Annotated in this window: 21 protein-coding genes; 14 read left to right on the forward strand and 7 right to left on the reverse strand. The window is 73.6% G+C overall.

Translation table 11 applies throughout. From position 1 onward, the window contains the following. Window positions 1-6: 6 nt before the first annotated feature. From E4U92_RS18765 to E4U92_RS18780, 4 genes are all read right to left on the reverse strand, one after another. Window positions 7-2,253: a S9 family peptidase gene (locus tag E4U92_RS18765; RefSeq protein ID WP_137301593.1), complete on the reverse strand. Its 2,247-nt coding sequence runs from the start codon at window positions 2,251-2,253 to the stop codon at window positions 7-9. Next, the gene (locus E4U92_RS18770; protein WP_137301594.1) at window positions 2,250-4,031 is read right to left on the reverse strand and encodes an N-acetylglutaminylglutamine amidotransferase; all 1,782 of its coding nucleotides are present in this window, start codon (window positions 4,029-4,031) and stop codon (window positions 2,250-2,252) included. The genes E4U92_RS18765 and E4U92_RS18770 overlap by 4 nt, the downstream gene beginning before the upstream one ends. 197 nt (window positions 4,032-4,228) lie before the next feature. After that, a complete protein-coding gene (locus E4U92_RS18775) occupies window positions 4,229-5,419 on the reverse strand; it encodes a carboxylate-amine ligase (protein WP_137301595.1) in 1,191 nt (396 codons plus the stop codon). 209 nt (window positions 5,420-5,628) lie between these two features. Beyond that, window positions 5,629-8,064, reverse strand: coding sequence for a SpoIIE family protein phosphatase (locus E4U92_RS18780; protein WP_229862951.1), 2,436 nt, complete (start codon window positions 8,062-8,064; stop codon window positions 5,629-5,631). A 221-nt stretch (window positions 8,065-8,285) separates the two neighbouring features. Between E4U92_RS18780 and E4U92_RS18785 the strand changes: the two genes are divergently transcribed. The 6 genes from E4U92_RS18785 to E4U92_RS18810 all read left to right on the forward strand — a co-directional run bounded on the left by E4U92_RS18785 (window position 8,286) and on the right by E4U92_RS18810 (window position 12,303). Beyond that, window positions 8,286-8,909, forward strand: coding sequence for a TOPRIM nucleotidyl transferase/hydrolase domain-containing protein (locus E4U92_RS18785; protein WP_137301596.1), 624 nt, complete (start codon window positions 8,286-8,288; stop codon window positions 8,907-8,909). Window positions 8,910-9,067: 158 nt separating this feature from the next. After that, the gene (locus E4U92_RS18790; RefSeq protein WP_137301597.1) at window positions 9,068-9,868 is read left to right on the forward strand and encodes an alpha/beta fold hydrolase; all 801 of its coding nucleotides are present in this window, start codon (window positions 9,068-9,070) and stop codon (window positions 9,866-9,868) included. A gap of 2 nt (window positions 9,869-9,870) precedes the next feature. Continuing rightward, on the forward strand, window positions 9,871-11,157 hold the full coding sequence (locus E4U92_RS18795) for a SpoIIE family protein phosphatase (protein WP_137301715.1): 1,287 nt from the start codon (window positions 9,871-9,873) through the stop codon (window positions 11,155-11,157). After that, window positions 11,154-11,492, forward strand: coding sequence for an STAS domain-containing protein (locus E4U92_RS18800; protein ID WP_137301598.1), 339 nt, complete (start codon window positions 11,154-11,156; stop codon window positions 11,490-11,492). Before E4U92_RS18795 ends, E4U92_RS18800 begins: the two co-directional genes overlap by 4 nt. A gap of 76 nt (window positions 11,493-11,568) precedes the next feature. Beyond that, window positions 11,569-11,739, forward strand: coding sequence for a hydrophobic protein (locus tag E4U92_RS18805; RefSeq protein ID WP_067228451.1), 171 nt, complete (start codon window positions 11,569-11,571; stop codon window positions 11,737-11,739). A gap of 318 nt (window positions 11,740-12,057) precedes the next feature. Next, window positions 12,058-12,303 (forward strand): DUF5133 domain-containing protein, encoded by a 246-nt coding sequence (locus E4U92_RS18810; protein ID WP_137301716.1) that lies wholly within the window; start codon window positions 12,058-12,060, stop codon window positions 12,301-12,303. Window positions 12,304-12,383: 80 nt separating this feature from the next. Here the strand turns inward: E4U92_RS18810 and E4U92_RS18815 are convergent, their stop codons facing one another. Next, window positions 12,384-12,590 (reverse strand): hypothetical protein, encoded by a 207-nt coding sequence (locus E4U92_RS18815; RefSeq protein WP_210718835.1) that lies wholly within the window; start codon window positions 12,588-12,590, stop codon window positions 12,384-12,386. Between the two features lie 316 nt (window positions 12,591-12,906). Between E4U92_RS18815 and E4U92_RS18820 the strand changes: the two genes are divergently transcribed. The 5 genes from E4U92_RS18820 (at window position 12,907) to E4U92_RS18840 (ending at window position 15,504) form a co-directional block, all read left to right on the forward strand. Next, complete coding sequence (locus E4U92_RS18820) at window positions 12,907-13,278, forward strand: phage holin family protein (RefSeq protein ID WP_067229004.1); 372 nt, start codon at window positions 12,907-12,909, stop codon at window positions 13,276-13,278. Next, on the forward strand, window positions 13,275-13,853 hold the full coding sequence (locus E4U92_RS18825) for a DUF3618 domain-containing protein (RefSeq protein WP_137301600.1): 579 nt from the start codon (window positions 13,275-13,277) through the stop codon (window positions 13,851-13,853). The genes E4U92_RS18820 and E4U92_RS18825 overlap by 4 nt, the downstream gene beginning before the upstream one ends. A gap of 105 nt (window positions 13,854-13,958) precedes the next feature. Continuing rightward, window positions 13,959-14,216, forward strand: a complete 258-nt coding sequence (locus E4U92_RS18830; RefSeq protein WP_137301601.1) for a hypothetical protein — start codon at window positions 13,959-13,961, stop codon at window positions 14,214-14,216. A 196-nt stretch (window positions 14,217-14,412) separates the two neighbouring features. Further along, window positions 14,413-14,904, forward strand: a complete 492-nt coding sequence (locus E4U92_RS18835) for an ATP-binding protein (RefSeq protein WP_373311605.1) — start codon at window positions 14,413-14,415, stop codon at window positions 14,902-14,904. A gap of 60 nt (window positions 14,905-14,964) precedes the next feature. Then, on the forward strand, window positions 14,965-15,504 hold the full coding sequence (locus E4U92_RS18840) for a GNAT family N-acetyltransferase (protein WP_137301602.1): 540 nt from the start codon (window positions 14,965-14,967) through the stop codon (window positions 15,502-15,504). Between the two features lie 135 nt (window positions 15,505-15,639). On the opposite strand, the gene E4U92_RS18845 is transcribed toward E4U92_RS18840, so the two are convergent. Together E4U92_RS18845 and E4U92_RS18850 are read right to left on the reverse strand one after the other, a co-directional pair. Beyond that, window positions 15,640-15,918 carry a GlsB/YeaQ/YmgE family stress response membrane protein gene (locus tag E4U92_RS18845; RefSeq protein WP_137301603.1) on the reverse strand — a complete coding sequence of 93 codons (279 nt, stop codon included), beginning with the start codon at window positions 15,916-15,918 and terminating at the stop codon, window positions 15,640-15,642. Between the two features lie 147 nt (window positions 15,919-16,065). Continuing rightward, window positions 16,066-16,401 carry an STAS domain-containing protein gene (locus tag E4U92_RS18850; protein WP_137301604.1) on the reverse strand — a complete coding sequence of 112 codons (336 nt, stop codon included), beginning with the start codon at window positions 16,399-16,401 and terminating at the stop codon, window positions 16,066-16,068. 272 nt (window positions 16,402-16,673) lie between these two features. Here E4U92_RS18850 and E4U92_RS18855 point away from each other — a divergent pair, with 272 nt between their 5' ends. The 3 genes from E4U92_RS18855 to E4U92_RS18865 are packed head-to-tail and all read left to right on the forward strand — an operon-like array spanning window position 16,674 to window position 19,833. Next, complete coding sequence (locus tag E4U92_RS18855; protein WP_373311607.1) at window positions 16,674-18,341, forward strand: PP2C family protein-serine/threonine phosphatase; 1,668 nt, start codon at window positions 16,674-16,676, stop codon at window positions 18,339-18,341. After that, window positions 18,338-19,441 carry a cobalamin B12-binding domain-containing protein gene (locus E4U92_RS18860; RefSeq protein ID WP_137301606.1) on the forward strand — a complete coding sequence of 368 codons (1,104 nt, stop codon included), beginning with the start codon at window positions 18,338-18,340 and terminating at the stop codon, window positions 19,439-19,441. Before E4U92_RS18855 ends, E4U92_RS18860 begins: the two co-directional genes overlap by 4 nt. After that, window positions 19,438-19,833, forward strand: coding sequence for an STAS domain-containing protein (locus E4U92_RS18865; RefSeq protein ID WP_137301607.1), 396 nt, complete (start codon window positions 19,438-19,440; stop codon window positions 19,831-19,833). The genes E4U92_RS18860 and E4U92_RS18865 overlap by 4 nt, the downstream gene beginning before the upstream one ends. The last annotated feature ends 20 nt before the right edge of the window (window positions 19,834-19,853 follow it).

Below are 19,853 nucleotides of genomic sequence, written 5' to 3' on the forward strand. Positions count from 1 at the left end.
CCCCGGTCAGCTCGTCAGGTACCGCTGCAGCCAGTCCGCGGCCGCCCGCCGGAACAGCCGGCGGTTGGGGGCGCGCTGGAAGTCGTGCCCCTCGTCGAGCAGCGTGAGCAGCTCGGCGGTGCGCCCCCGCGCGCGGGCCGCGCGGACGAACTGCTCCGACTCCTGCGGCGGGACATTGGTGTCGTGCTCGCCGTGCACGGCCAGCACCGGGGCCCGCAGCGCGTCGATGCGGCTCATCGGCGACAGCGCGCGCAACAGGTCGCGGTCCCGCTCCGGGTGGCCGTACTTGTGGGCCGCCGACTGCGCGATCCACGGCTCGGTGCCCTCGAAGAACGTCAGCAGGTCGGACATGCCGCACACCGCCACCCCGGTCCGGAACAGGTCCGGGTGCCACACCAGCGAGGCGAAGGTGAGGTAGCCGCCGTAGGAGCGGCCCATGACGGCCAGCCGCGAGGGGTCGGCCGGCCCGGCGAGGACCGCGTGGGCGGCGCAGTCCGCCACGTCGTCGAGCGCGGCGAAGCGGCCCTCGCCCAGGTCGGCGTCGACGAAGGAGCGCCCGTGCCCCGAGGAGCCGCGGACGTCCGGGGCGAACACGTCGAGACCCCGGCCGAGGATCTCGTGGTACAGCGGGTTGAAGACGGGACGCTCCTGCTCCTCCGGGCCGCCGTGCAGGTGGATCACGCAGGGCGCCGGTTCGCCCGGGTCCCGTCCGGGCGCGCGGTAGTACCAGCCGTGCAGCGACAGCCCGTCCCGCGCGGTGGGACGCAGCGGCACCGGCCGCGTGGGCGGGCGGCCCGGCGGAACGGCGTCCTCGTCCCGGGAGGACCAGGGGGTGCGCAGCAGGGAGGTGCCGCCGGACAGCCACCACACGCCGGGGCGGCGCTGGGAGCCGGACAGGGCGAGCACCAGGCCCGCGCCGCCCGCCGGGACGATCCGGGTGACGACCTCGTGCGGCAGGGGCACCGGCCGGGGCGCACCGGCGGGGGAGTCGGCCGCCCCGGCGGGGGCGTCGACGACGTCCAGCTCGGTGGCTCCGCCGACGTTCCAGGCCAGTACCGCGGTCCGACCGTCCCGGCCGAAGCCCAGCAGCTCCAGGTCGCAGCCGTCGCGCTCGGCGGCGACGGACCAGCCGTGCACGTGGCCCTCAGCGTCCAGGGACGCGGCGACCAGGGCGGCGAACTCCCGGTGGGCGTTGCTGCGCAGCCACAGGGTGTCCCCCTGCGGCGAGAACCGGCCGATCCACGGGTCGCCGTCGGCCACCGGCACCACGTAGGTCGGGGTGGCGTCGGCGGTGCGCAGGACGACGGCCTCCCGCCGCCCGCGCGGCCCCCGGCGCAGCAGGGCCAGCGAGCCGTCGCGGCTGAGGTCGCACACGCGCAGGGTCGCCGCGTCCGCCTCGGTGGCGAGCAGCACGGGGGCGCCGATCCCGTCCGGGTCGAGCAGGTAGGCGGACAGGCCGTCCGCGAAGCCGGGCGAGGTGCCCGCGCCGGTCTCGTCCTGCCCGTGGCCGGTGAGGGCCGCGAACGGGGACGTGGGCGCCGGTGCGGTGGCTCCCGCGTCGTAGCGGGCCCCGGCGCCCAGGAGGACGGCGGTACCGTCCCGGCTCGACCAGCCGGCCGGCAGGCCGTCGGGGTCCCCGCCCGCGGCGGTCACGGTCACGGGCGCTCCGTAGGGCGCCGTCGGGACGGCGACGGTCACGGCGAGGGCCGAGCCGTCGTGCGCCCAGCAGCCCAGGTACGCAGAGGTGCCCGGCTCGGCCCCGGCGAGGATGTGCCGGTCGGTGCCGTCGGGCCGTACGCACAGCACGCGGGTGTGCTCGCCCCCGCCGGGCGCCGTGGTGTAGGCGATCCAGCGGCCGTCGGGGGACCAGGACACCTCACGGACGGGGTCGGGTCCCGCGTCTAGCAGCCGTACGTCGTCGCCCGCCACGGGGCCCGCCCACAGCTGGGGCACACCGCCGCGGTCGCAGATGAACGCCACCTGGTCCCCGCGCGGGTCGGCCGACGGGTACCAGCAGCCGTGCGAGGTGAGCCGGGTGGTGGGTTCGCGCGGGCCGCGGGCGTCCGCCAGCGGGGCCCGCGCCGGAGCGGCGTACGCCTGGCCCCGCCCGTCCGCGCCGTCCGGACCCGCATCCGGCTGCCGGGGCAGCGGGTGCGGCCCGGACGGTGGGTACGCGGCGGGCCGCGGCGCGTCGGGCCGTCGGCCGAACGCCGCCGGTCCGCTGCCGTAGGTGGTGGGGCGCGCTTCGGTCATATCCCGTGCGTCTGAAGCCATATCTCCAGCAGAGCAGCCTGCCACAGGGCGTTCGCCCCGCGCCGGGTGCGGTGGTCGTCGGGGGCGGACAGGAGTTCGTCGACGTAGCCGTCCCGGTAGAGGCCGCGCCCCCGGGCCTCGGGGGCGTGCAGCGCCTCCCGCACGCGCTGGAGGACGGGGCCGGCCATGTGGGTGATCGCCGGGACCGGGAAGTACCCCTTGGGCCGGTCGACGACCTCGCGGGGCAGCATCTTGCGGCCCGCCTCCTTCAGCACGCCCTTGCCGCCGTCGGCCAGCTTCAGCTCCGGCGGGCAGGCGGCGGCCAGCTCCACCAGCTCGTGGTCGAGGAACGGCACGCGGGCCTCCAGGCCCCAGTCCATGGTCATGTTGTCGACGCGCTTGACCGGGTCGTCCACGAGCATCACGTGGGTGTCCAGGCGCAGCGCGGCGTCGAGCGTGGTCTCGGCGCCCGGCGCGGCCATGTGCTCCTGCACGAAGCGCGCGGAGACGTCGTCCGGGGCCAGCATCGCGGGCTGCAGGATCTTCGCCAGGTCGGCGTGCGAGCGGTCGAAGTACGTCTCGGCGTACTGGTCCGCGGCACGGTGGCGGGGAGCGGCGGCGATGTCCGGGTACCAGTGGTAGCCGGCGAACACCTCGTCGGCGCCCTGGCCGCTCTGCACGACCTTGACCTCCTTGGACACCTGCTCGGACAGCAGGTGGAAGGCGACCACGTCGTGGCTGATCATCGGCTCGCTCATGGCGGCGACCGCGGAGTCCAGCGCCGCGGACACCCGCGCGGAGGGCACCGTGAGCTGGTGGTGGTCGGTGGCGAACTCTCTGGCCACGAGGTCCGAGTAGTGGAACTCGTCCCCCTCGGCGCCGCCCTCGGACTCGAAGCCGACGCTGAAGGTGGCCAGGTCGCGCTGTCCCTCGTCGGCGAGCAGCGCCACGATCAGGCTGGAGTCGAGGCCGCCGGAGAGCAGCACGCCCACCGGCACGTCGGCGACCATCCGGCGCCGGACGGCGGTGCGCAGCGCCTCGAGGACCGCGTCGCGCCACTCGTCGGGGCCCATGCCCTCGTGCTCGGGGCGGCGGGTGTACGACGGCTGCCAGTACCGGTGGTCGCGGTGGCTGCCGTCGGGCTCGACGACGCGGACCGTCGCCGGGGGCAGCTTGCGCACGCCCTGCAGCACGGTGCGGGGCGCGGCGACCGTCGCGTGCCAGCTGAAGTACTGGTGGAGGGCGACCGGGTCCAGGCCGGTGTCGACGTCGCCGGCCGCCAGCAGGGCCGGCAGCGACGAGGCGAACCGCAGCCGGCCGGGGGTCTCGGCCAGGTACATCGGTTTGATGCCGAGCCGGTCGCGGGCCAGCACCAGGCGTCCGGTCCGGTGCTCGAAGACGGCGAAGGCGAACATGCCGTGAAAGTGCTGCACGCAGTCGGTGCCCCACTGCTGGTACGCCTTGAGCACGACCTCCGTGTCGGAGGTGGACGCGAAGCGGTGGCCGAGGCCGGTCAGTTCCTCGCGCAGCTGCCGGTAGTTGTAGACGCAGCCGTTGAAGACACCGGTGACGCCCTGCTCGGCGTCGGTCATCGGCTGGGCGCCGCGCTCGGACAGGTCGATGATCTTCAGCCGCCGGTGGCCCAGCGCCACCGGGCCGTGCGACCAGGTTCCCTCGTCGTCGGGCCCGCGGGCGGCCATCCGGTCCGTCATCCGCTCCACGGCCGCGAGATCGGGCCTGCGGCCGTCGAAGCGCATCTCACCGCACAGTCCGCACATCACGCATCACCCCGCCGCCGGGTGTACGAGGCCCGCGCCGAAGGCGTGGGGGCGGACCTGCTGGTCGGGACCTGAGCCGGACTGGTCGGCATGGCGGGTGCATCTCCTTTGATCGGGGGACCGGGACGAGCGGTCCGTGGGGTGGTCCGTCGGGTGGGGAGGGAAGCAGGGGGTGACGGGCACACGCTCGGGCCGCCTCACGCGCCGGGCAGTGCGGCCGGCGGGGTGCCGAGGGTGCCGTTGACGTTCAGCCGCGCGGAGGTGAGCGGGGCGGCGGCCGGGGCGGGCCGGCGGCGCCGGGTGCGCTCGCCCCGGGTCTCCGCGATCGCCAGGTCGGTCCCGGCCAGCAGGTCCTCGCGCTGGGCCGTACGGCGGATGCGGTGGGCGGCGCTGCCGTCCCGGAGGGCCCGCTCCGCGAGGGCGCGCACGGTGTCCCAGTCGCCGTTGGCCTCCAGCGTCGGCCGCAGCCGGCGCAGCATGCCGCGCACGACGTCGGCGGCCGGGGCCTCGTGGCGGGTCTCCGGGTCGACCAGGGCCCCTTCCAGGCCCGAGCGGGCGGCCCGCCAGGTGGCGGCGCGCAGCCACTCGTGACGGCCGTCGCAGGGGCGCGCATCCGAGGTCCCGAGCCGCTGGAGGGCGTCCATGACCAGGGCGCGGAACAGTCCGGCGACCAGCACCGCCGTCTCGGCGCGCGGGCAGGCGTCGCAGATGCGCAGTTCGAGGGTGCTGAGGTGGTCGGAGGGGCGGACGTCGTAGTAGATCATCCCCGGGTCGCTGATGACGCCGGAGTCGATCAGCCCCCGCACGGACCGGTCGTAGGCGTCGGCGTCGGCGTAGCAGCCGATCGGTCCGGCGGTGGGCCAGCGCTGCCAGAGCATGGTCCGCCAGCTCGCGTAGCCGGTGTCCTCGCCCTGCCAGAACGGGGAGGAGGCCGACAGCGCGAGCAAGGTGTGCAGCGACGGCGACACCTCGCACATGACACGGACGGCCGTGTCGCGGTCCGGGACGTCCACGTGGACGTGGGCCCCGCAGATGAGCTGCTCGTCGGCGAGCAGCCGGTACTCGTCGACCATGTGCTCGTAACGGGACCCGCCGGTCGGGAAGCTCGACGCGGGGCGGGCCAGGGGCACCGTGCCGGCGGCGACCACGGCCAGACCGTGCGCCGAGGCCGCCCGGTCCAGCCGCCGCCTGCTGCCCACCAGGTCGTCGTACAGCGTGTCCAGCGTCGTGTGCACGGCGCTGTTGGACTCCACGGCCGCCTGCTGCAACTCGGTCGTGAAGGTGTCTGCGGGCAGTCTCTCCAGCACCTGGTCGGCCCGTGGCACGAGCTGCCCGGTCTCGATCTCCACCAGGTGGAACTCTTCCTCCACGCCGATACGCACGGTCACGACCACTCCTCGGAACGACGGGCTCGAATCGGCCCGAATGGGTGCCCTTCGGAGTTCCCCGCTGACCGGTGCTCAATCATGAACGCTCTTTCGAGCGGCGGATCGGTCAAGTGAGCGCACGCGTACGGGGAGTGACCCCGCGCGGCGTGAACCCGCCGGACAGCGCCCCCCGTCCCGGATACCCGGCGCCGACAGCCGTCAGTCGGGGGTCAGTCGCCGGCGCGCTGCGACGGGAGGCTGATGTGCAGCGCACAGACGTCGTCGCGGTGTTCGGTCACGGCGAGCGCGGCGTGCAGGGCGGGCAGGCTGTCCGCCTCGGCGGTGTGCAGCAGGGCCTCGGCCGCCGTGGCCAGCGTCTCCAGCCCCGTCCGCAGGTCCTGCCCGGGGCGCTCGATCAGCCCGTCCGTGAAGAACAACAGCTGGTCCTCGTCCTGGAGTCGCAGGGTGGCCTCGCCGAACACCGGGGTCTCGGTGGCGCCGAGCAGGATGCCCGCCGGGCGCTCGACGGTCCGGGCCCGGCCGTCCCGGACCAGCAGGGGCGGCAGATGGCCCGCCTGGGCCCAGGTGAGGACGCGGTCGGCGGGACGGTAGCGGGCCACGGTCATGGTGGCCGTGGTGTGCTTGCCGGACGGCGAGTTCAGGTGCATCAGCAGGGCGTTGAGACGGGTCAGCGCGTCGGTGAGGGAGGACCCGGTGACGATCATGCCCTTGGCGGTGAAGCGCAACTGCGCCATCGTCGCCACCGCGCTGATGCCGTGGCCCATCACGTCACCGATGACGAACAGGGCGTCGCCGTCGGGCAGTTCGACGGCGCTGTACCAGTCGCCGCCCACGCTGATCCCGCGCTCCGCCGGGTGGTACAGGGCGTTGGACCACAGACCGGCGAGCCGCGTGGGGCCGGTCGGCAGCGGCAGCAGCGCCTGCTGCAGCCGGGCGGCCATCCGGCGCTCCGCCTGGAGCAGGCCGCGCTGCGCGGAGACCGCGCGTTCGCTGCTCAGCAGGGCGAGTTCGGCGTCCCGCTGGCCGGAGAGGTCCTGGAAGAAACCGTGCACCTCCAGCGGCGTACCGTCCGCGTCGGTCACCGCCTCGGCGACGATGCGCAGGTGACGCACCCCGCCGCGGGTGGTGATGCGGAACGGCTGGTCGATCGCGTCGCCGTCGCTCAGCAGCCGCTGGGCCGCGTCGGTGAGCTGCGGCAGGTCCTCGGGCAGGACGTGCTCGGGCAGGTCCTCCAGCCGCATCGGGCCGAGGCTCTCGTCCCGGTCGAAGATGGTGAACACGTGCGGGGACCAGGTGATGGTGTCGGTCACCAGGTCCCAGTCGGCCCAGCCGAGGTTGCCCAGGCGCTGCACGGCGGCCAGCCGGCGCTCCTGCCGGTCGACGACGTCGTGGCGGATCCAGGACACCACCAGGTGGTGGCCCAGCCGGGACACCCGCAGCGAGTAGCTGGAGTGGTGCGGGACGCCGGCCACGACCTCCTCGTAGGTGAACGGCCCGCTCGCGAACGGCTTGCCGGTCGCGAGGACCTCCTGGTAGCCCTCCCACAACTCCGTTCCGGCGAAGGTCGGGTAGCACTCCAGCACTCTCAGTCCGACCAGTCCGCGTCCCCGGCGGCCCGCGACGTCCACCGACTCGGGCGCCGCCGCCTCGATGCGGAAGTCCTCCAGGGTGCCGTCCGGTCCGTGCAGGGGAGCGAGCAGGATCACCGACCCGGGCAGGGCGTCGAGGATCTGCTGCACGCTGTCGACGGACGGGTCGCGGTGCGGCGGCGCCGAGTCGAGCGTCGCCATCCGGCCGGCGCACAACTGCACCGCTCCGACGAGCAGTTCGCGCTCCACGGGGGTGAACGGCCGGTCGGTGCCGCGCAGGACGGCGACGACCTCGTCGACCTCGCCCCCGGCCTCCACCGGCAGCCAGGCCCGCGCGGGCCACCGGCGCGCGGCGCCGTCGGGCACGTCGTAGGCCTCGTGCGCCTCGGGCCCCTCCACCCAGACCGGCTTGGGCCCCTGCTGCGGATCGCGGGCGGACGCCCGCCCGCCGGCGCCCGGGCCGTCCCACCGGGCCGCCTCGACCACGTCCACACCGGCGTGGCCGGTCAGCCGCATCCCGTCGCCGGTCGCGCTGTAGACCAGGACGGCCTCGATCCCGGCGCCGCCCGCCAGGTGGTCCAGCAGGCAGTGCGCGAGCGCCTGCCGGTCCCGCACCGTGGCCAGCCCCAGGCCCAGCCGGCCCAGCAGCAGGGCGGCCTCGCGGGCGGAACCGGGGGCGGCGCCCGGCTCGGCCGGCCCGGCGGGAACCAGGTACTGCTCGGACGCGAACGCCGAACCACCGGGCACGGGCTGCGGACGCCGCCGCCGTCGCCCGCGCCGGCCCCGCAGCGGACGGATGGCCCCCAGGGTCAGCCAGCACTCCTCGACGAGCGTGCGGTCGGCGGCGACGGACCGCTCGAGGAGCTGCTCGTAGGCATCCTCCGCGGAGCAGCCCTCCTGCACCATCACGGCACCCTTGGCGCGCTCCAGCACGGGCAGCAGCGCGGCGACCCGTTGCAGGTCGACGATCTCGGCCCGCTGGCGGGCCACCACCTTGGCCAGGGCGGAGGACTCGGACCCCGCCTGCTGCCGGAGCGGCTCTTCCCGTGGCGTCACGCGTAGAGCATGGCACAGCGAAAGGCGCGGGTCAGCAGGGTGTGGACGGGGGAGGGGCGCACCGTGTAGAGGGATTCCCGCACGTCCGCGCGCCGGTACGCACGGGCCCGGACCCGCGTGGTCACCCGGTGCGATCACCGGCGACCGAGGGCGATCGAGGACGACCGGAGACGATGCGAAAATGCCTGGCGCGTGCGGGGCGGAAGGCGAAGACTCTCCCCATGGCTGACATGGGGGCGTTCCGTGAGGCGGTCACCGCATGGTCGGCCACGGGCTCCGAGGGCCGGGGCGACCTGGCCCGGGAGCTGGCCGCACGGCTGCCCGTCCGGTCGGCCGTCCTGCTCGAAGGGCTGAGCGACGCCGCCGCCGTCGACGCGCTGGCCGCGCGCCGCGGCCGGGACCTGGCCGCCGAGGGCGTCTGCGTGCTGCCGATGGGCGGCGCGACCAACGTCGGCCGCTTCGCCCGCCTGCTTGGGCCGGCCGGCCTCGGCCTGCGCCTCACCGGCCTGTGCGACGCGGGGGAGCGCCGGTACTACGACCGCGCCCTGGAGCACGCAGGGGCGGCCGGCGACGTCTTCGTGTGCGCCGCGGACCTGGAGGACGAACTGATCCGCGCCCTGGGCGTGCCGCGGGTGTGCGAACTCGTCCGGGCGCAGGGCGAGGAACGCCCCCTGCAGACCTTCCTGCACCAGCCCGCCCAGCAGGGCCGCCCCGCCCCGGAGCAGCTGAGGCGCTTTCTGGGCACGAAGTCGGGCCGGAAGATCCACTACGGCCGGGTCCTGGTCGAGGCGCTGGACCCGGACCGCACCCCCGCCCCGCTCGACCTCCTCCTCGCGCACGTCTGAGCGGGCCGCCCGGCCAGGACCGGCTCCCTGCGCGTCGACGCGTCGTACGAGCCGACGCACCGACGCACCGGCGCGCCGTACGCGTTACCCTCCGTGGGACCGTGGCGTCCCAGACCGGGCGGTCGGCCCGAACCCTGGTTACTGAGAGACTGGTGCGCATGGACATAATCCGTCGGAACAACGTGACCGTCACCGGCAACCCGAACGGCCGGACGGTCGTGTTGGCCCACGGGTTCGGCTGCGACCAGAACATGTGGCGGCTGACCGTGCCCGCCCTGTCGGACGACTACCGTGTGGTGCTGTTCGACTACGTCGGCTCCGGCCGCGCCGACGCCTCCGCCTTCTCCGAGGAGCGCTACGCCTCCCTGGACGGCTACGCCCAGGACGTGGTGGACGTCTGCGAGGCGCTGGACCTCGACGACGCGGTGTTCGTGGGCCACTCGGTCAGCGCGATGATCGGCGTGCTCGCCGCCGCCAGGGTCCCCGAGCGGATCGGCGCGCTGGTGATGGTCGGCCCGTCCCCGCGGTACATCGACGACGAGGACTACCGGGGCGGGTTCAGCGCGGCGGACATCGACGAACTGCTGGACTCCCTGGAGTCGAACTACCTGGGCTGGTCGGCCGTCATGGCCCCGGTGATCATGGGCAACCCGGAGCGGCCCGAACTCGGCGACGAGCTGAAGAACAGCTTCTGCGCCACCGACCCGGACATGGCGCGGGTCTTCGCGCGCACCACGTTCCTGTCGGACTCCCGGGACGACCTGAAGACCGTGTCCGTGCCGACGCTGGTCCTCGAGTGCACCCAGGACGTCATCGCGCCCCGCGAGGTCGGCGCCTTCGTGCACCGCTCGATCCCCGGCTCGACCCTCGTGACCCTGGAGGCGACCGGGCACTGCCCGCACCTGTCCGCGCCCGAGGCCACCAACGCGGCCATCAGGTCCTTCCTGACGGCGCTGTGATGATGTGCTCCGCCGGGGAACAACCGGATCCCCACGGTGCCGGGGACGGAGGGGTCTCGCACGCGGCGTTCGCCTCCCTCCTGGAGGACAGCGTCGAGGAACTCTACGAGAACGCGCCCTGCGGCTACCTGTCCACGCTGATGGACGGCACCGTCGCCAAGATCAACGAGACCCTGCTGACCTGGCTCGACCTGCGCCGCGAGGAGGTCGTGGGCCGGATGCGGTTCAGCGACCTGCTGTCCGTGGGCGGCAAGCTCTACCACGAGACCCACTTCGCTCCGCTGCTGCGGATGCAGGGGGAGATCAGCGGCATCGCCCTGGAGATGCGGCAGTCGGGCGGCGGCCGCATCCCCGTCCTCGTGTCGTCGGCGGTCAAACACGGCACCACCGGCGAGCCCCTGCTGATCCGCACCACCGTGTTCGACGCCCGGGACCGGCGCGCCTACGAGGAGGAGCTCCTGCGCGGCCGCAAGGTCGCCGAGGAGGCCCGCCGCCGGGCCGAGGCCGACCGGGCCCGTCTGCAGCACGCGCTGGCCGTGCTCCAGCAGTCGCTGCTGCCGGACACCCTGCCGGCCATCCCCGGCGTGGAGGCGGCCACGCACTACCACACGGCCTCCCCCGACCAGCTCGGCGGCGACTTCTACGACGTCTTCCCGGTCGACGGCAAGCGGTTCGGGTTCTTCCTCGGCGACGTGTGCGGCAAGGGGCCCGAGGCGGCCGCGGTCACCTCACTGACCCGCTACACGCTGCGTGCCGCCGCCGTGCACGACCCCGACCCCGTCGCCACCCTCACCACCCTCAACAAGGTGCTGCACGAGCGCTACACGGGCAGCGGAGACCCCCGCTTCTGCACCGCGGTGTTCGGCACGCTGGAGCCCGACGCGGCCACCGGCCGGATGCGCGTCCACCTCGCCTCGGGCGGCCACCCGCCGGCGCTCGTCGTCCGCGCCGACGGCACGGTGGACTCCCTGCACACACCCGGCGGTCTGCTGGTCGGCGTCCTGCCCGCGGCGCGGTTCGTCACCACCACGGCCGTGCTGGCCCCCGGCGACACCCTGCTGCTCTACACCGACGGCCTCACCGAGGCCCGTACGGGGAGCGACCGCACCAGCCTGTTCGGCGAGGAGGCCCTGCGCGGCTTCGTGGCCGCGCACGCCGGGCGGGCCGCGAAAGACCTGGTCGAGGCGCTGATCAACCTGCTGGAGGGGTTCGGCGACGGGCTCGACGACGACACCGCCCTGCTCGCCCTCGGCATCCCCGCCGACCGCACGGCGCCGGACGGACGATGAGCCCACTGAAGATCATCAGGCGTGACGCCGAGACCGGTCCGGTCCTGGAGGTCGTCGGCGACCTCGACTTCGTCCACGCTCCCGAGCTGCGGGAACACATCAGCCGGCTCGTCGTCCCGCCGGGCCGGCGCCTCGTGCTGGACCTGGCCGGGCTCGAGTTCTGCGACTCCAGCGGCATCACCGCCCTGATCGCCGCCCACAGCCACGCCCAAGCCGCCCGTGCCGAGGTGGTGTTGGTCGCGGTCCCCGCCCACACCCGGCGCATCCTGCACATGGTCGGCCTCGACCAGATCTTCACCCTGCACCCGGACAGCGACAAGGCCACCCGGTCCTGACCCCTGCGGGAACAAGGCGAGGTCCGGGCATGAAGGGTCGGACGCAGGGCAGACGAAGCGCAGGAGGTCGACAACCATGGTTCCTTTGCTTCTCGTTCTGCTTCTCGCGCTGATTCTGTTCGGCGCCGGTTTCGCCGTGAAGATCCTGTGGTGGATCGCCATCGCCGTCCTGGTGGTGTGGCTTCTCGGCTTCGTCATGCGGTCCACCAGCGCAGGCGGTGGCCGCGGCCGCTGGTACAGGTGGTGACGTCCACCTCACCCACGGCACACACGCGGGGCCCGGCCGACTCACGGCCGGGCCCCGCCGCGTGTCCGAACCCCGGTGGGCGCTCCCGGAAATAGTCGGCGACACGCACCCCGGTGAGGCGTTCGGCCACCGGTACCGGTGTCACCCTTGCACCCGTTCCCCGGTGGGTGACAGGTGTACGCCTGTGAACTCGGGGAACACGTAGGCGTGCCGGCGCCGCCCGGCTCGGGGCGCGGTCCCGGTCGTGTCACCGGCCGTCCGCTGCTCCTGGAGCACGGCCACGGGTGCGGGTGTGTGCGGATGAGAAGAGGGATCGTGATGCTGCTTCCGGCGGAGAAGGACCTGCGGACCGCGCTGGCTCGGTTCGCGCAGGTGCGCATCGAGCACGACGTACGCCCCACCGGCACCACCAGCCTGGCCCTGGAGGACGTCACCCGGGCGCTGTGCGCGATGACCGGCACCACCACCGTCGAGGAAGCGCTCAGCGAGGCGGACGCCCTGCTCGACCGCTGCCGCACCGAACGCCTGGACGCGGCCAAGGGCACCGCGACGCTGGCGGCTTAGCGCCCCTGAGCCCGGCTGGGGCTCTGGGGCTCACCTTCGTCGCGCAAGGCTCGGGCCACCCCGTCGCCCCGAACCGCGCCTCACGCCGCGTCGCGGTGGCGCGCGCCCGAGGCGTGCGCCGCCCGGGAGGCCGAGGACGACTGCCGTCCACCGGGGATCAGCCGCAGATGACGCCGTGCGCCCGCGTGCCGGGGCGTCGCGGACGGCCCGGACATCCAGTTCTCCACTCGGTCCATCAGCAGGAGCGTCAGCCCCAGCGCGGGCAGGACCAGGACCGCAATGACCATCACAACGACGTTCCCTCCTCGGCTCACGACCTCCCCACGGGTGCCCACCCTCACGGCAGGACCCGACGCGGGCGTGTAAGGGTCGTGTGAACGTCGGCACGCCACCGGGGGCATCCCGGTCCGGGATCCGTACCTGACCGTGTTCGCACGCCCTGAACTCGACAGTTCGGGGTACTCGCGCGCTCAGGGGACGGCCGGCCACCAGGAGAGCCGGGCCGACCGCTACGGACAGGGACGGGAGGTGACCGCTGTGTCGAACACGCAGCCGCACTATGCCGAAGCCGGCAGCAGCACCGCGCGCACCGGCCAGGAGCCGGTGGGCGAGCTGGTCCAACGGGCCTCGCAGCAGCTGACGGAGCTGGTGCGCGGCGAGATGAGGCTGGCGCAGGCGGAGATGAAGGAGAAGGGCAAGCGCTACGGCAAGGGCGGTGGCCTGTTCGGCGGCGCCGGGGTCGTGGGCTTCCTGATGCTCCAGGCGCTGGTCGCCACCGCCATCGCGGCGCTGGCGGTCCCGCTGCCGGTGTGGGCGGCGGCGCTCATCGTCACAGCGGTGCTCGGGGTGATCGCCGCGGTGATGGCCCTGAGCGGCAAGAAGCAGATGCAGCAGGCCGCCCCGCCCAAGCCCGAGCAGACGATCGAGAACGTGAAGGCCGACGTGGCCGAGATCAAGGGGAGTGCACACCGATGACCCAACCGCCGCACGACGAGCCCACCGCCGGCAGCCCGGAGGAACTGCGGGAGCAGGTCGAGCAGACCAGGGCCGAACTCGGGCAGACGGTCGAGGCGCTGGCGGCCAAGGCCGACGTCAAGGCGCGCACGCAGGAGAAGGCCGCCGAGGTGAAGGAACAGGCCGCCGCGAAGGCCACCGATGTGAAGGAGCAGGCCACGGCGAAGGCCACCGAGGTCAAGGAGCAGGCCACCGCCAAGGCGGCCGAGGTCAAGGAGCAGGCCACGGCGAAGGCCGCCGAGCTGAAGGAGCAGACCGCCCTGAAGGCCGGTGAGCTGAAGGCCAAGGCCGCCGAACTGGCGCACCAGGCGCAGGACAAGCTGCCCGACCCGGTCAAGGACAAGGCGGCCCAGGCCGCCGAACAGGCCCGGACCGCGGCCGGCCAGGCCGGACAGCTCTGGCAGGACAAGGCACCCGAGCCGGTGCGGCAGAAGGCCGCTCAGGGCGCACGACTGGCGCGGGACAACCGCAAGGCGCTGCTGGTGGCCGCAGGCGTGGCCGTGGTGGCGTGGCTGGCCTTCCGCCGCAAGGGCTGACGGGGGTCGGCAGTACCGCCGAAGCGAGGGGAGGGCCGACGCGTCGGGTGACCGTCGGCCTTCGCCCTGCCCCGACCGAGAACCGAACGGAGTACCCAGGCGCCCATGTCCGATCAGCAAGTAGCCGCCGCACTGACCGCCGCGGCAGTCGTCGCCGCGGTCCTGGTGGCCCGGGCCGCGGTCCTCCACCAGGGCCGGCGGCACGCCGGCGCCCGGGTCCCCGTCCGCCGGGGCGTGGCGCGCGCCACGGTCCCGGTCACCGTCCCGGACGACCAGACCGCCCGCTCGGCCGTGCAGGAGGCCGAACGGTACGTCCACCACTGCTGGCAGCAGCTCCAGGCACGGACGGATCCGCCCGAATGACCTCCGTGCGACCGGCGGCGGCGCCGCCGACCGACCCCGGGACGGCTTTCGGGCCGGCCGGGGCCGACGTGCGTGAGGACCGCGGTCGGCACTGTCCGGTTCTGGTGCACCCGGGTGGCTTCGGCGAACGGTGTGGCATGCGGTACGAGTTGACGGGTACGGGCGCCCGTGTGAACGGGGAGTGAGGGCGAGGCCAGTGACTTCTCCAACAGACGGTGACGGCTGCCCGGGGCCGGACGCGCACCTGATGCGCGTGGGCCACGCGCTGCGCGACGAGAACGGCTGCATCGCGCAGGCGCGCGACCACGCCGCCGCCTTCCTCGACAGCGCCGGCACCGACCACCACGTGCCCGTCTCCGACCGCACGAGGGACCTGACCCAGCTCGTGGTCAGCGAACTGGTCACCAACTCCCGCAAGTACGCGCCAGGGCCGATCATGATGGAGCTGCGCCTCACCACCCGGGCCGTCGAGGTGGTGGTGTGGGACAGCGACCCGACGGTCCCGGAGGCACGCCCGGCCGACCCGGGCCGCATCGGCCAGCACGGTCTGGAGATCGTCAAGGCGATCGCCGAGGGCTTCTTCGTCGAGCAGGAACCGGTGGGCAAGCGCATCACGGCGCGCATCGCGCTGACCGACGAACCCGCCGGCACCGACGACCACCGCGATCCGGGCCCCGTCCGTCTCTAGCCCTCTCCGGTCGGCCAAATCGGATTGCGCCGGGGGAGCGCGTCACCTTGGCTGGGCGCCATGACCGAACTGCGCACCGACCGCCTCGCCCTCCGTCGATGGCGTGACTCCGACCTCGCACCGTGGGCGGCGATGAACGCCGATCCCGAGGTCCGGGAACACCTGGGCGACCTGCTGACCCGTGAGCAGAGCGACGCCTCCGTGGCGCGGTTCCGGGCCGAGTTCGAGCAGCGGGGCCACGGATGGTGGGCCGTCGAGGTGGCGGCCACGGGGGAGTTCATCGGTTTCGCGGGCCTGGACCCGGTGGACGACGGCCTGCCGTTCGACGGCGTGGAGATCGGCTGGCGGCTCGCCCGCCCGGCCTGGGGGCACGGCTACGCCACCGAGGCCGCGTCCGCCGTCCTGACGTTCGGATTCGACGCCCTCCGCCTCCCTGAGATCCTCGCCGTCACCACGGCCACCAACTTCCGTTCCCAGGCGGTGATGCGCCGGATCGGCATGACCCGGGACCCGGACGGCGACTTCGACGACCCCACCGCACCCGAGGGTCCGTTGCGTCCGCAGGTGCTCTACCGCATCGCCCGCGGCACGGAAGGCTGACGCCGCCGGAACGAACTCGTGCGCGTGCAGGGCTCGTCCGGTCGGAATCGGAAGGCCCCGCACACACACCGACGGCTCCCCCTGCCCGGCAGGTGGGAGCCGTCGTGTGGTGTCGCGGTAGCTGCCGCGTCAGGGTCAGGCGTGACGGTGCGAGTGTCGGTTGCCCGTGAAGACCCGGTACAGCGCGAGCAGGATGAGGGAGCCCACGATGGCGGCGATCCAGGTGGACAGCTCGAAGAACCCGTCGACGGAGTCGACGCCGAAGATCACCTTGCCCAGCCAGCCGCCGAGCAGACCGCCGGCGATGCCGATGAGCATGGTGATGATGATGCCGCCCGGGTCCTTGCCCGGCATGATGGCCTTGGCGATGGCGCCGGCGAGCAGACCGATGATGATCCACGCGAGGATGCCCATGTGCGTCTCCGTCTCGTCGTATAAAGAACGTGTCAGAACATCGTGTGTACCGAATACGCGCGTACAAACGTGTCTGTTGCTCAGGGATCCTGACGAGCTTTCGGCGCGGGACGGGCGCGGGACGGACAGGCGGCTTCCGACGGGTCGTCACACGCCGCTGGGCGGGCCGGTCACGGGAGCGTCCGGCTCGGTGATGACGCCGTGCAGGCCGAGACGCACCAGCAGCGCGGAGAGGTGATCGCTCAGACCGGTCACCGTCAGTGAGCCGTCGAGCGGCAGCAGGCGCTGGTACCAGGCGATGAGCGCGGTGATCCCGGTGGAGTCGAGGGTCACCACGCCGGAGGCGTCCAGGGTGAGGTGCCGGCAGCCCTCGTCGATCATCCGGTCGCCCACCGCGCGCAGACCGGGTGTGGTGTCCAGGTCGACGTCCTCCGGCAGCCTCGCGGTGACATGGTCACCTGCGCGGTCGGTGACATGCAGCACGGCCGTACCTCCGGATCACCGGCCGGGCTGTCGCTGGGGCGAACACCTTGGCGAGGGGACACCGGGCCGGGTGACAAGGTTACTGGCGCGCGGGGCGGCCTCGTTACCATTCGCCGCGCCGGTCACGTTTCGGGTCATTCTGATGGGTGCTGTCACGGTGATACCGGAAGGAGGAGGTTGCAACCCGGGAGGAGATGCGGGACGGTTGCCGTACGACATCTTTTTCCCATCGCAGGAAGGTGGTGAGGTGCGCACGATGCGTGCCTCCGCTTGTGGCTGTTTCCCGCGGCATTCCCGCCCGCCCGTCCGACGCCGACCGCACGGTCGGCACGACGTGGTCTGACGCCCCCTGTCCTGTCCTCGTCGCCGACCGCGACGGCGGCCTCGTCCGGATGAACGGCGCGGCCCGCACCCTGCTGCCTGGCGCCGTCGACGGTGAGCCCCTGGACCGGCGGGTCCCGGTCTGGCTCTCCGACGCCCACCTGCGCGTCACCCAGGGGCTGCACGCCCCGGCCGACGCGCCCCTCGCGGGCAGCATCGACGACCGCTTCTTCGCGGCGCACCCCACGCCCGGCGCCGACGGCGACGTGGTGTGGTGGCTGGTCGAGGAGACCGACCGCCGCCTGGCCCAGGCACTGGACGACGCCCAGGGGCGCTCCCGGATACTCACCGAGGTGTCGAGCACGCTCCTGTCGACGCTGAACGTGGCCCGCTGCATGGAGACCGCCACCGCGATGGCCGCCGAACACCTCGCCGAAGCCGCCGTTCTGGTCGCTCCGTCGCAAGGGCGCCGGTACCCGCTGACCCACGCCCAGCGCGGTGGACGGGTGAGTCATGTCACCCAGCGGATCGACGTGGCCGCCGTACCGGGCCTGGGCGAGGCCCTCCAGGGTTTCCCGCCGGTGCCGGCCCGCTGGATCAACCCCGACGACCTCCCCGACTGGGCGGTGCCCGACGGCTTCGCCGGGCCCGTGGGCTCGGTGATCGTCACCCCGCTGCCCGGTCACGGCGTGCCCGCGGGCGCGCTGATCCTGTTGCGCTCCAGCACCGAGCAGGCCTTCACCGAGGGCGAGGAGCTCTTCGCGCGCCTGTTCGCGGCCCGGGCCGGCGCCGCCCTGTCGGCGGCCCGGCTGTACAGCGAACAGACCCGCATCACCGAGACGCTGATGCAGGAACTCCTCCCGCCGACGCTGACCTCCGTGCACGGCGTCGACTTCGCCGGGGGCTACCGCGCGGCGAAGGAACAGGACCGGGTGGGAGGCGACTTCTACGACGTCCACCCCGCCGCCCACCCCTCCCAGGAATCCCTGGTGGTCCTGGGCGACGTCGCCGGCAAGGGCCTCGACGCGGCCGTGCTCACCGGCAAGATCCGCAACACCCTGCACGCCCTGCTGCCGCTGGCCGACGACCACGAGCGGTTGCTCAACCTGCTCAACGGCGCGCTGCTCACCTCCCGGCACACCCGCTTCGCCACCCTCGTCCTCGCCTCGGTGTCCCGCCGCGGCGGGAAGGTGCACCTGCGGCTGACGAGCGCCGGGCACCTGCCGCCGCTGATCGTCCGCAACGACGGCACGGTGGAGGAGGTGGACACCCGCGGCACCCTGGTCGGGGCGCTGCCGGCGGTCACGGCCTCCACGGTGCGGACCGTGCTCGCGCCCGGCGAGACCTGCCTGCTGTTCACCGACGGCATCACGGAGGCCCGCGGCGGCCCGCTGGGCGACGACCTCTTCGGCGACCACCGGCTGCGCCGCGCCCTCACGCAGTGCGCGGGCATGCCCGCGGAGGCGGTCGTGGAGCGGGTGCAGATGCTGGCTTCCCAGTGGGTGGGGGCCGGACGTCACGACGACATGGCCGCCGTCGCCATCACGGCTCCGAAGACCGGACGTCTGACGGTCGTCAACGGGCGGGCGAGCGGCCAGGAAGGGCGGAGGAACAGGTGAGGGGCGGGACCCCCGAGAACCGGCTCGCGGACCGGCTCAGGGAGCAGTTGTGGCAGGCGGTGGTCGACGGCGAGGAACACCGGGCCGTCGACGTCGTCCACGCGGCCGCGGCCGACGGCGTGGACGAGCAGACCCTGCTGCTGGAGGTGATCGCGCGCGTCCAGGAGAAGATCGGCGTCGAATGGGCCGCCGACCGCCTCACCGTGGCCCAGGAACACGCCGCGACGGCCATCAACGAACGGGTCGTCGCCTCCCTGGCCGACCGCCGCCGTGCCGCCGGGCGTACGCAGGCCCCGCGGGGCCGGGTGACGGTGAGCTGCATCGACGGCGAGTGGCACGCGTTCCCCGCCCGGCTCGTCGCCGAGGTCCTCGGCCTGCACGGGTGGCGCGTGGACTACCTAGGCGCCCAGACCCCCACTCCGCACCTGGTCGCCCACCTGCACCACACCGACCCCGACGCGGTGCTGCTGTCCGGGTCCATCGCCACCCACCTGCCGACCGCGCACGCGGCCGTGACGGCCTGTCAGGCCATCGGCGTGCCCGTCCTGGCCGGCGGCCGCGCCTTCGGCCCGGGAGGCCGGTACGCGCGGGCCCTGGGCGCCGACCGGTGGGCGCCCGACGCCCGCGGCGCGGTCGAGGTGCTCGCGGCGGGACTCGCCCGGCCCCGCCCGGCGGCCGTACGGCAGGTCTCCGAGGACCTCCCGCACCTGGTCGACCAGGAGTACACGATGGTCGTCCAGTCCCGTCCGCAGCTCGTCAAGCAGACCCTGGTCGAACTGGAGACGCGTTTCCCGGCCGTCCGCCACTACAGCGACGTCCAGCGTGAGCGCACCGCCGAGGACCTCGCCCACATCGTCGACTACCTGGCGACCGCCCTGTACGTCGACGACCCCGAGGTCTTCACCGGCTTCCTCGAGTGGACCGCGGGCGTGCTGGAGGCCCGGCACGTGCCCCCGCACTCCCTGCTGGCGGGCCTGGACGCCCTGGCCGGCCAACTCCGTGACTTCCCACGCACCGTGAGCCTCATCGAACAGGGCAGTGCCGCCGTGCGCGGCCGGCCCGCCCCCCGTCCTGTCCTCGGCCCCGACCTTGGCGTATGACCGATCTGCATTCCGACGAGTTCGTCCTCACCGTCCTGCGCGACCCCCTCACGCTCACCGTGCGGGTGTCCGGCGAACTCGACTACGACACCAGCGACGACCTGCTCAGAGCCGTCGTCGAGCAACTGACCGAACCGTGTGCCTTCCGCGACGTCCGGCTGGACTTCCGGGACCTGGGGTACATCGACTCGACGGGACTGTCCGCCCTGTTGATGATCCACCGCCGGACCAGTGCGGCCGGTGCGCTCCTGCACCTGGACCACCGGCCGGAGTTCCTGGAGCGGATGCTCACGATGACCAACGTGCTGGACCACCTCACCGCGGGGGGACACCGCGAGGAAGCCGTGGAGGCCGAGCAGGACGACGGCGCCACCGAAGCGGGCGTCCCCTGACGGCCCTGGGGCCGGCCGCG

Source organism: Streptomyces galbus (assembly GCF_005280195.1).
Taxonomy (GTDB): Bacteria; Actinomycetota; Actinomycetes; order Streptomycetales; family Streptomycetaceae; genus Streptomyces; species Streptomyces galbus.

Excerpts from the sequence above, each read along its gene's own strand:
- E4U92_RS18795 (WP_137301715.1), top strand. The coding sequence starts at position 9,871 with ATGTGCTCCGCCGGGGAACAACCGGATCCCCACGGTGCCGGGGACGGA.
- E4U92_RS18800 (WP_137301598.1), top strand. The coding sequence starts at position 11,154 with ATGAGCCCACTGAAGATCATCAGGCGTGACGCCGAGACCGGTCCGGTC.
- E4U92_RS18770 (WP_137301594.1), bottom strand. The coding sequence starts at position 4,031 with ATGTGCGGACTGTGCGGTGAGATGCGCTTCGACGGCCGCAGGCCCGAT.
- E4U92_RS18825 (WP_137301600.1), top strand. The coding sequence starts at position 13,275 with ATGACCCAACCGCCGCACGACGAGCCCACCGCCGGCAGCCCGGAGGAA.
- E4U92_RS18765 (WP_137301593.1), bottom strand. The coding sequence starts at position 2,253 with ATGACCGAAGCGCGCCCCACCACCTACGGCAGCGGACCGGCGGCGTTC.
- E4U92_RS18810 (WP_137301716.1), top strand. The coding sequence starts at position 12,058 with ATGCTGCTTCCGGCGGAGAAGGACCTGCGGACCGCGCTGGCTCGGTTC.
- E4U92_RS18840 (WP_137301602.1), top strand. The coding sequence starts at position 14,965 with ATGACCGAACTGCGCACCGACCGCCTCGCCCTCCGTCGATGGCGTGAC.
- E4U92_RS18865 (WP_137301607.1), top strand. The coding sequence starts at position 19,438 with ATGACCGATCTGCATTCCGACGAGTTCGTCCTCACCGTCCTGCGCGAC.
- E4U92_RS18785 (WP_137301596.1), top strand. The coding sequence starts at position 8,286 with ATGGCTGACATGGGGGCGTTCCGTGAGGCGGTCACCGCATGGTCGGCC.
- E4U92_RS18805 (WP_067228451.1), top strand. The coding sequence starts at position 11,569 with ATGGTTCCTTTGCTTCTCGTTCTGCTTCTCGCGCTGATTCTGTTCGGC.
- E4U92_RS18790 (WP_137301597.1), top strand. The coding sequence starts at position 9,068 with ATGGACATAATCCGTCGGAACAACGTGACCGTCACCGGCAACCCGAAC.
- E4U92_RS18815 (WP_210718835.1), bottom strand. The coding sequence starts at position 12,590 with ATGGTCATTGCGGTCCTGGTCCTGCCCGCGCTGGGGCTGACGCTCCTG.
- E4U92_RS18830 (WP_137301601.1), top strand. The coding sequence starts at position 13,959 with ATGTCCGATCAGCAAGTAGCCGCCGCACTGACCGCCGCGGCAGTCGTC.
- E4U92_RS18845 (WP_137301603.1), bottom strand. The coding sequence starts at position 15,918 with ATGGGCATCCTCGCGTGGATCATCATCGGTCTGCTCGCCGGCGCCATC.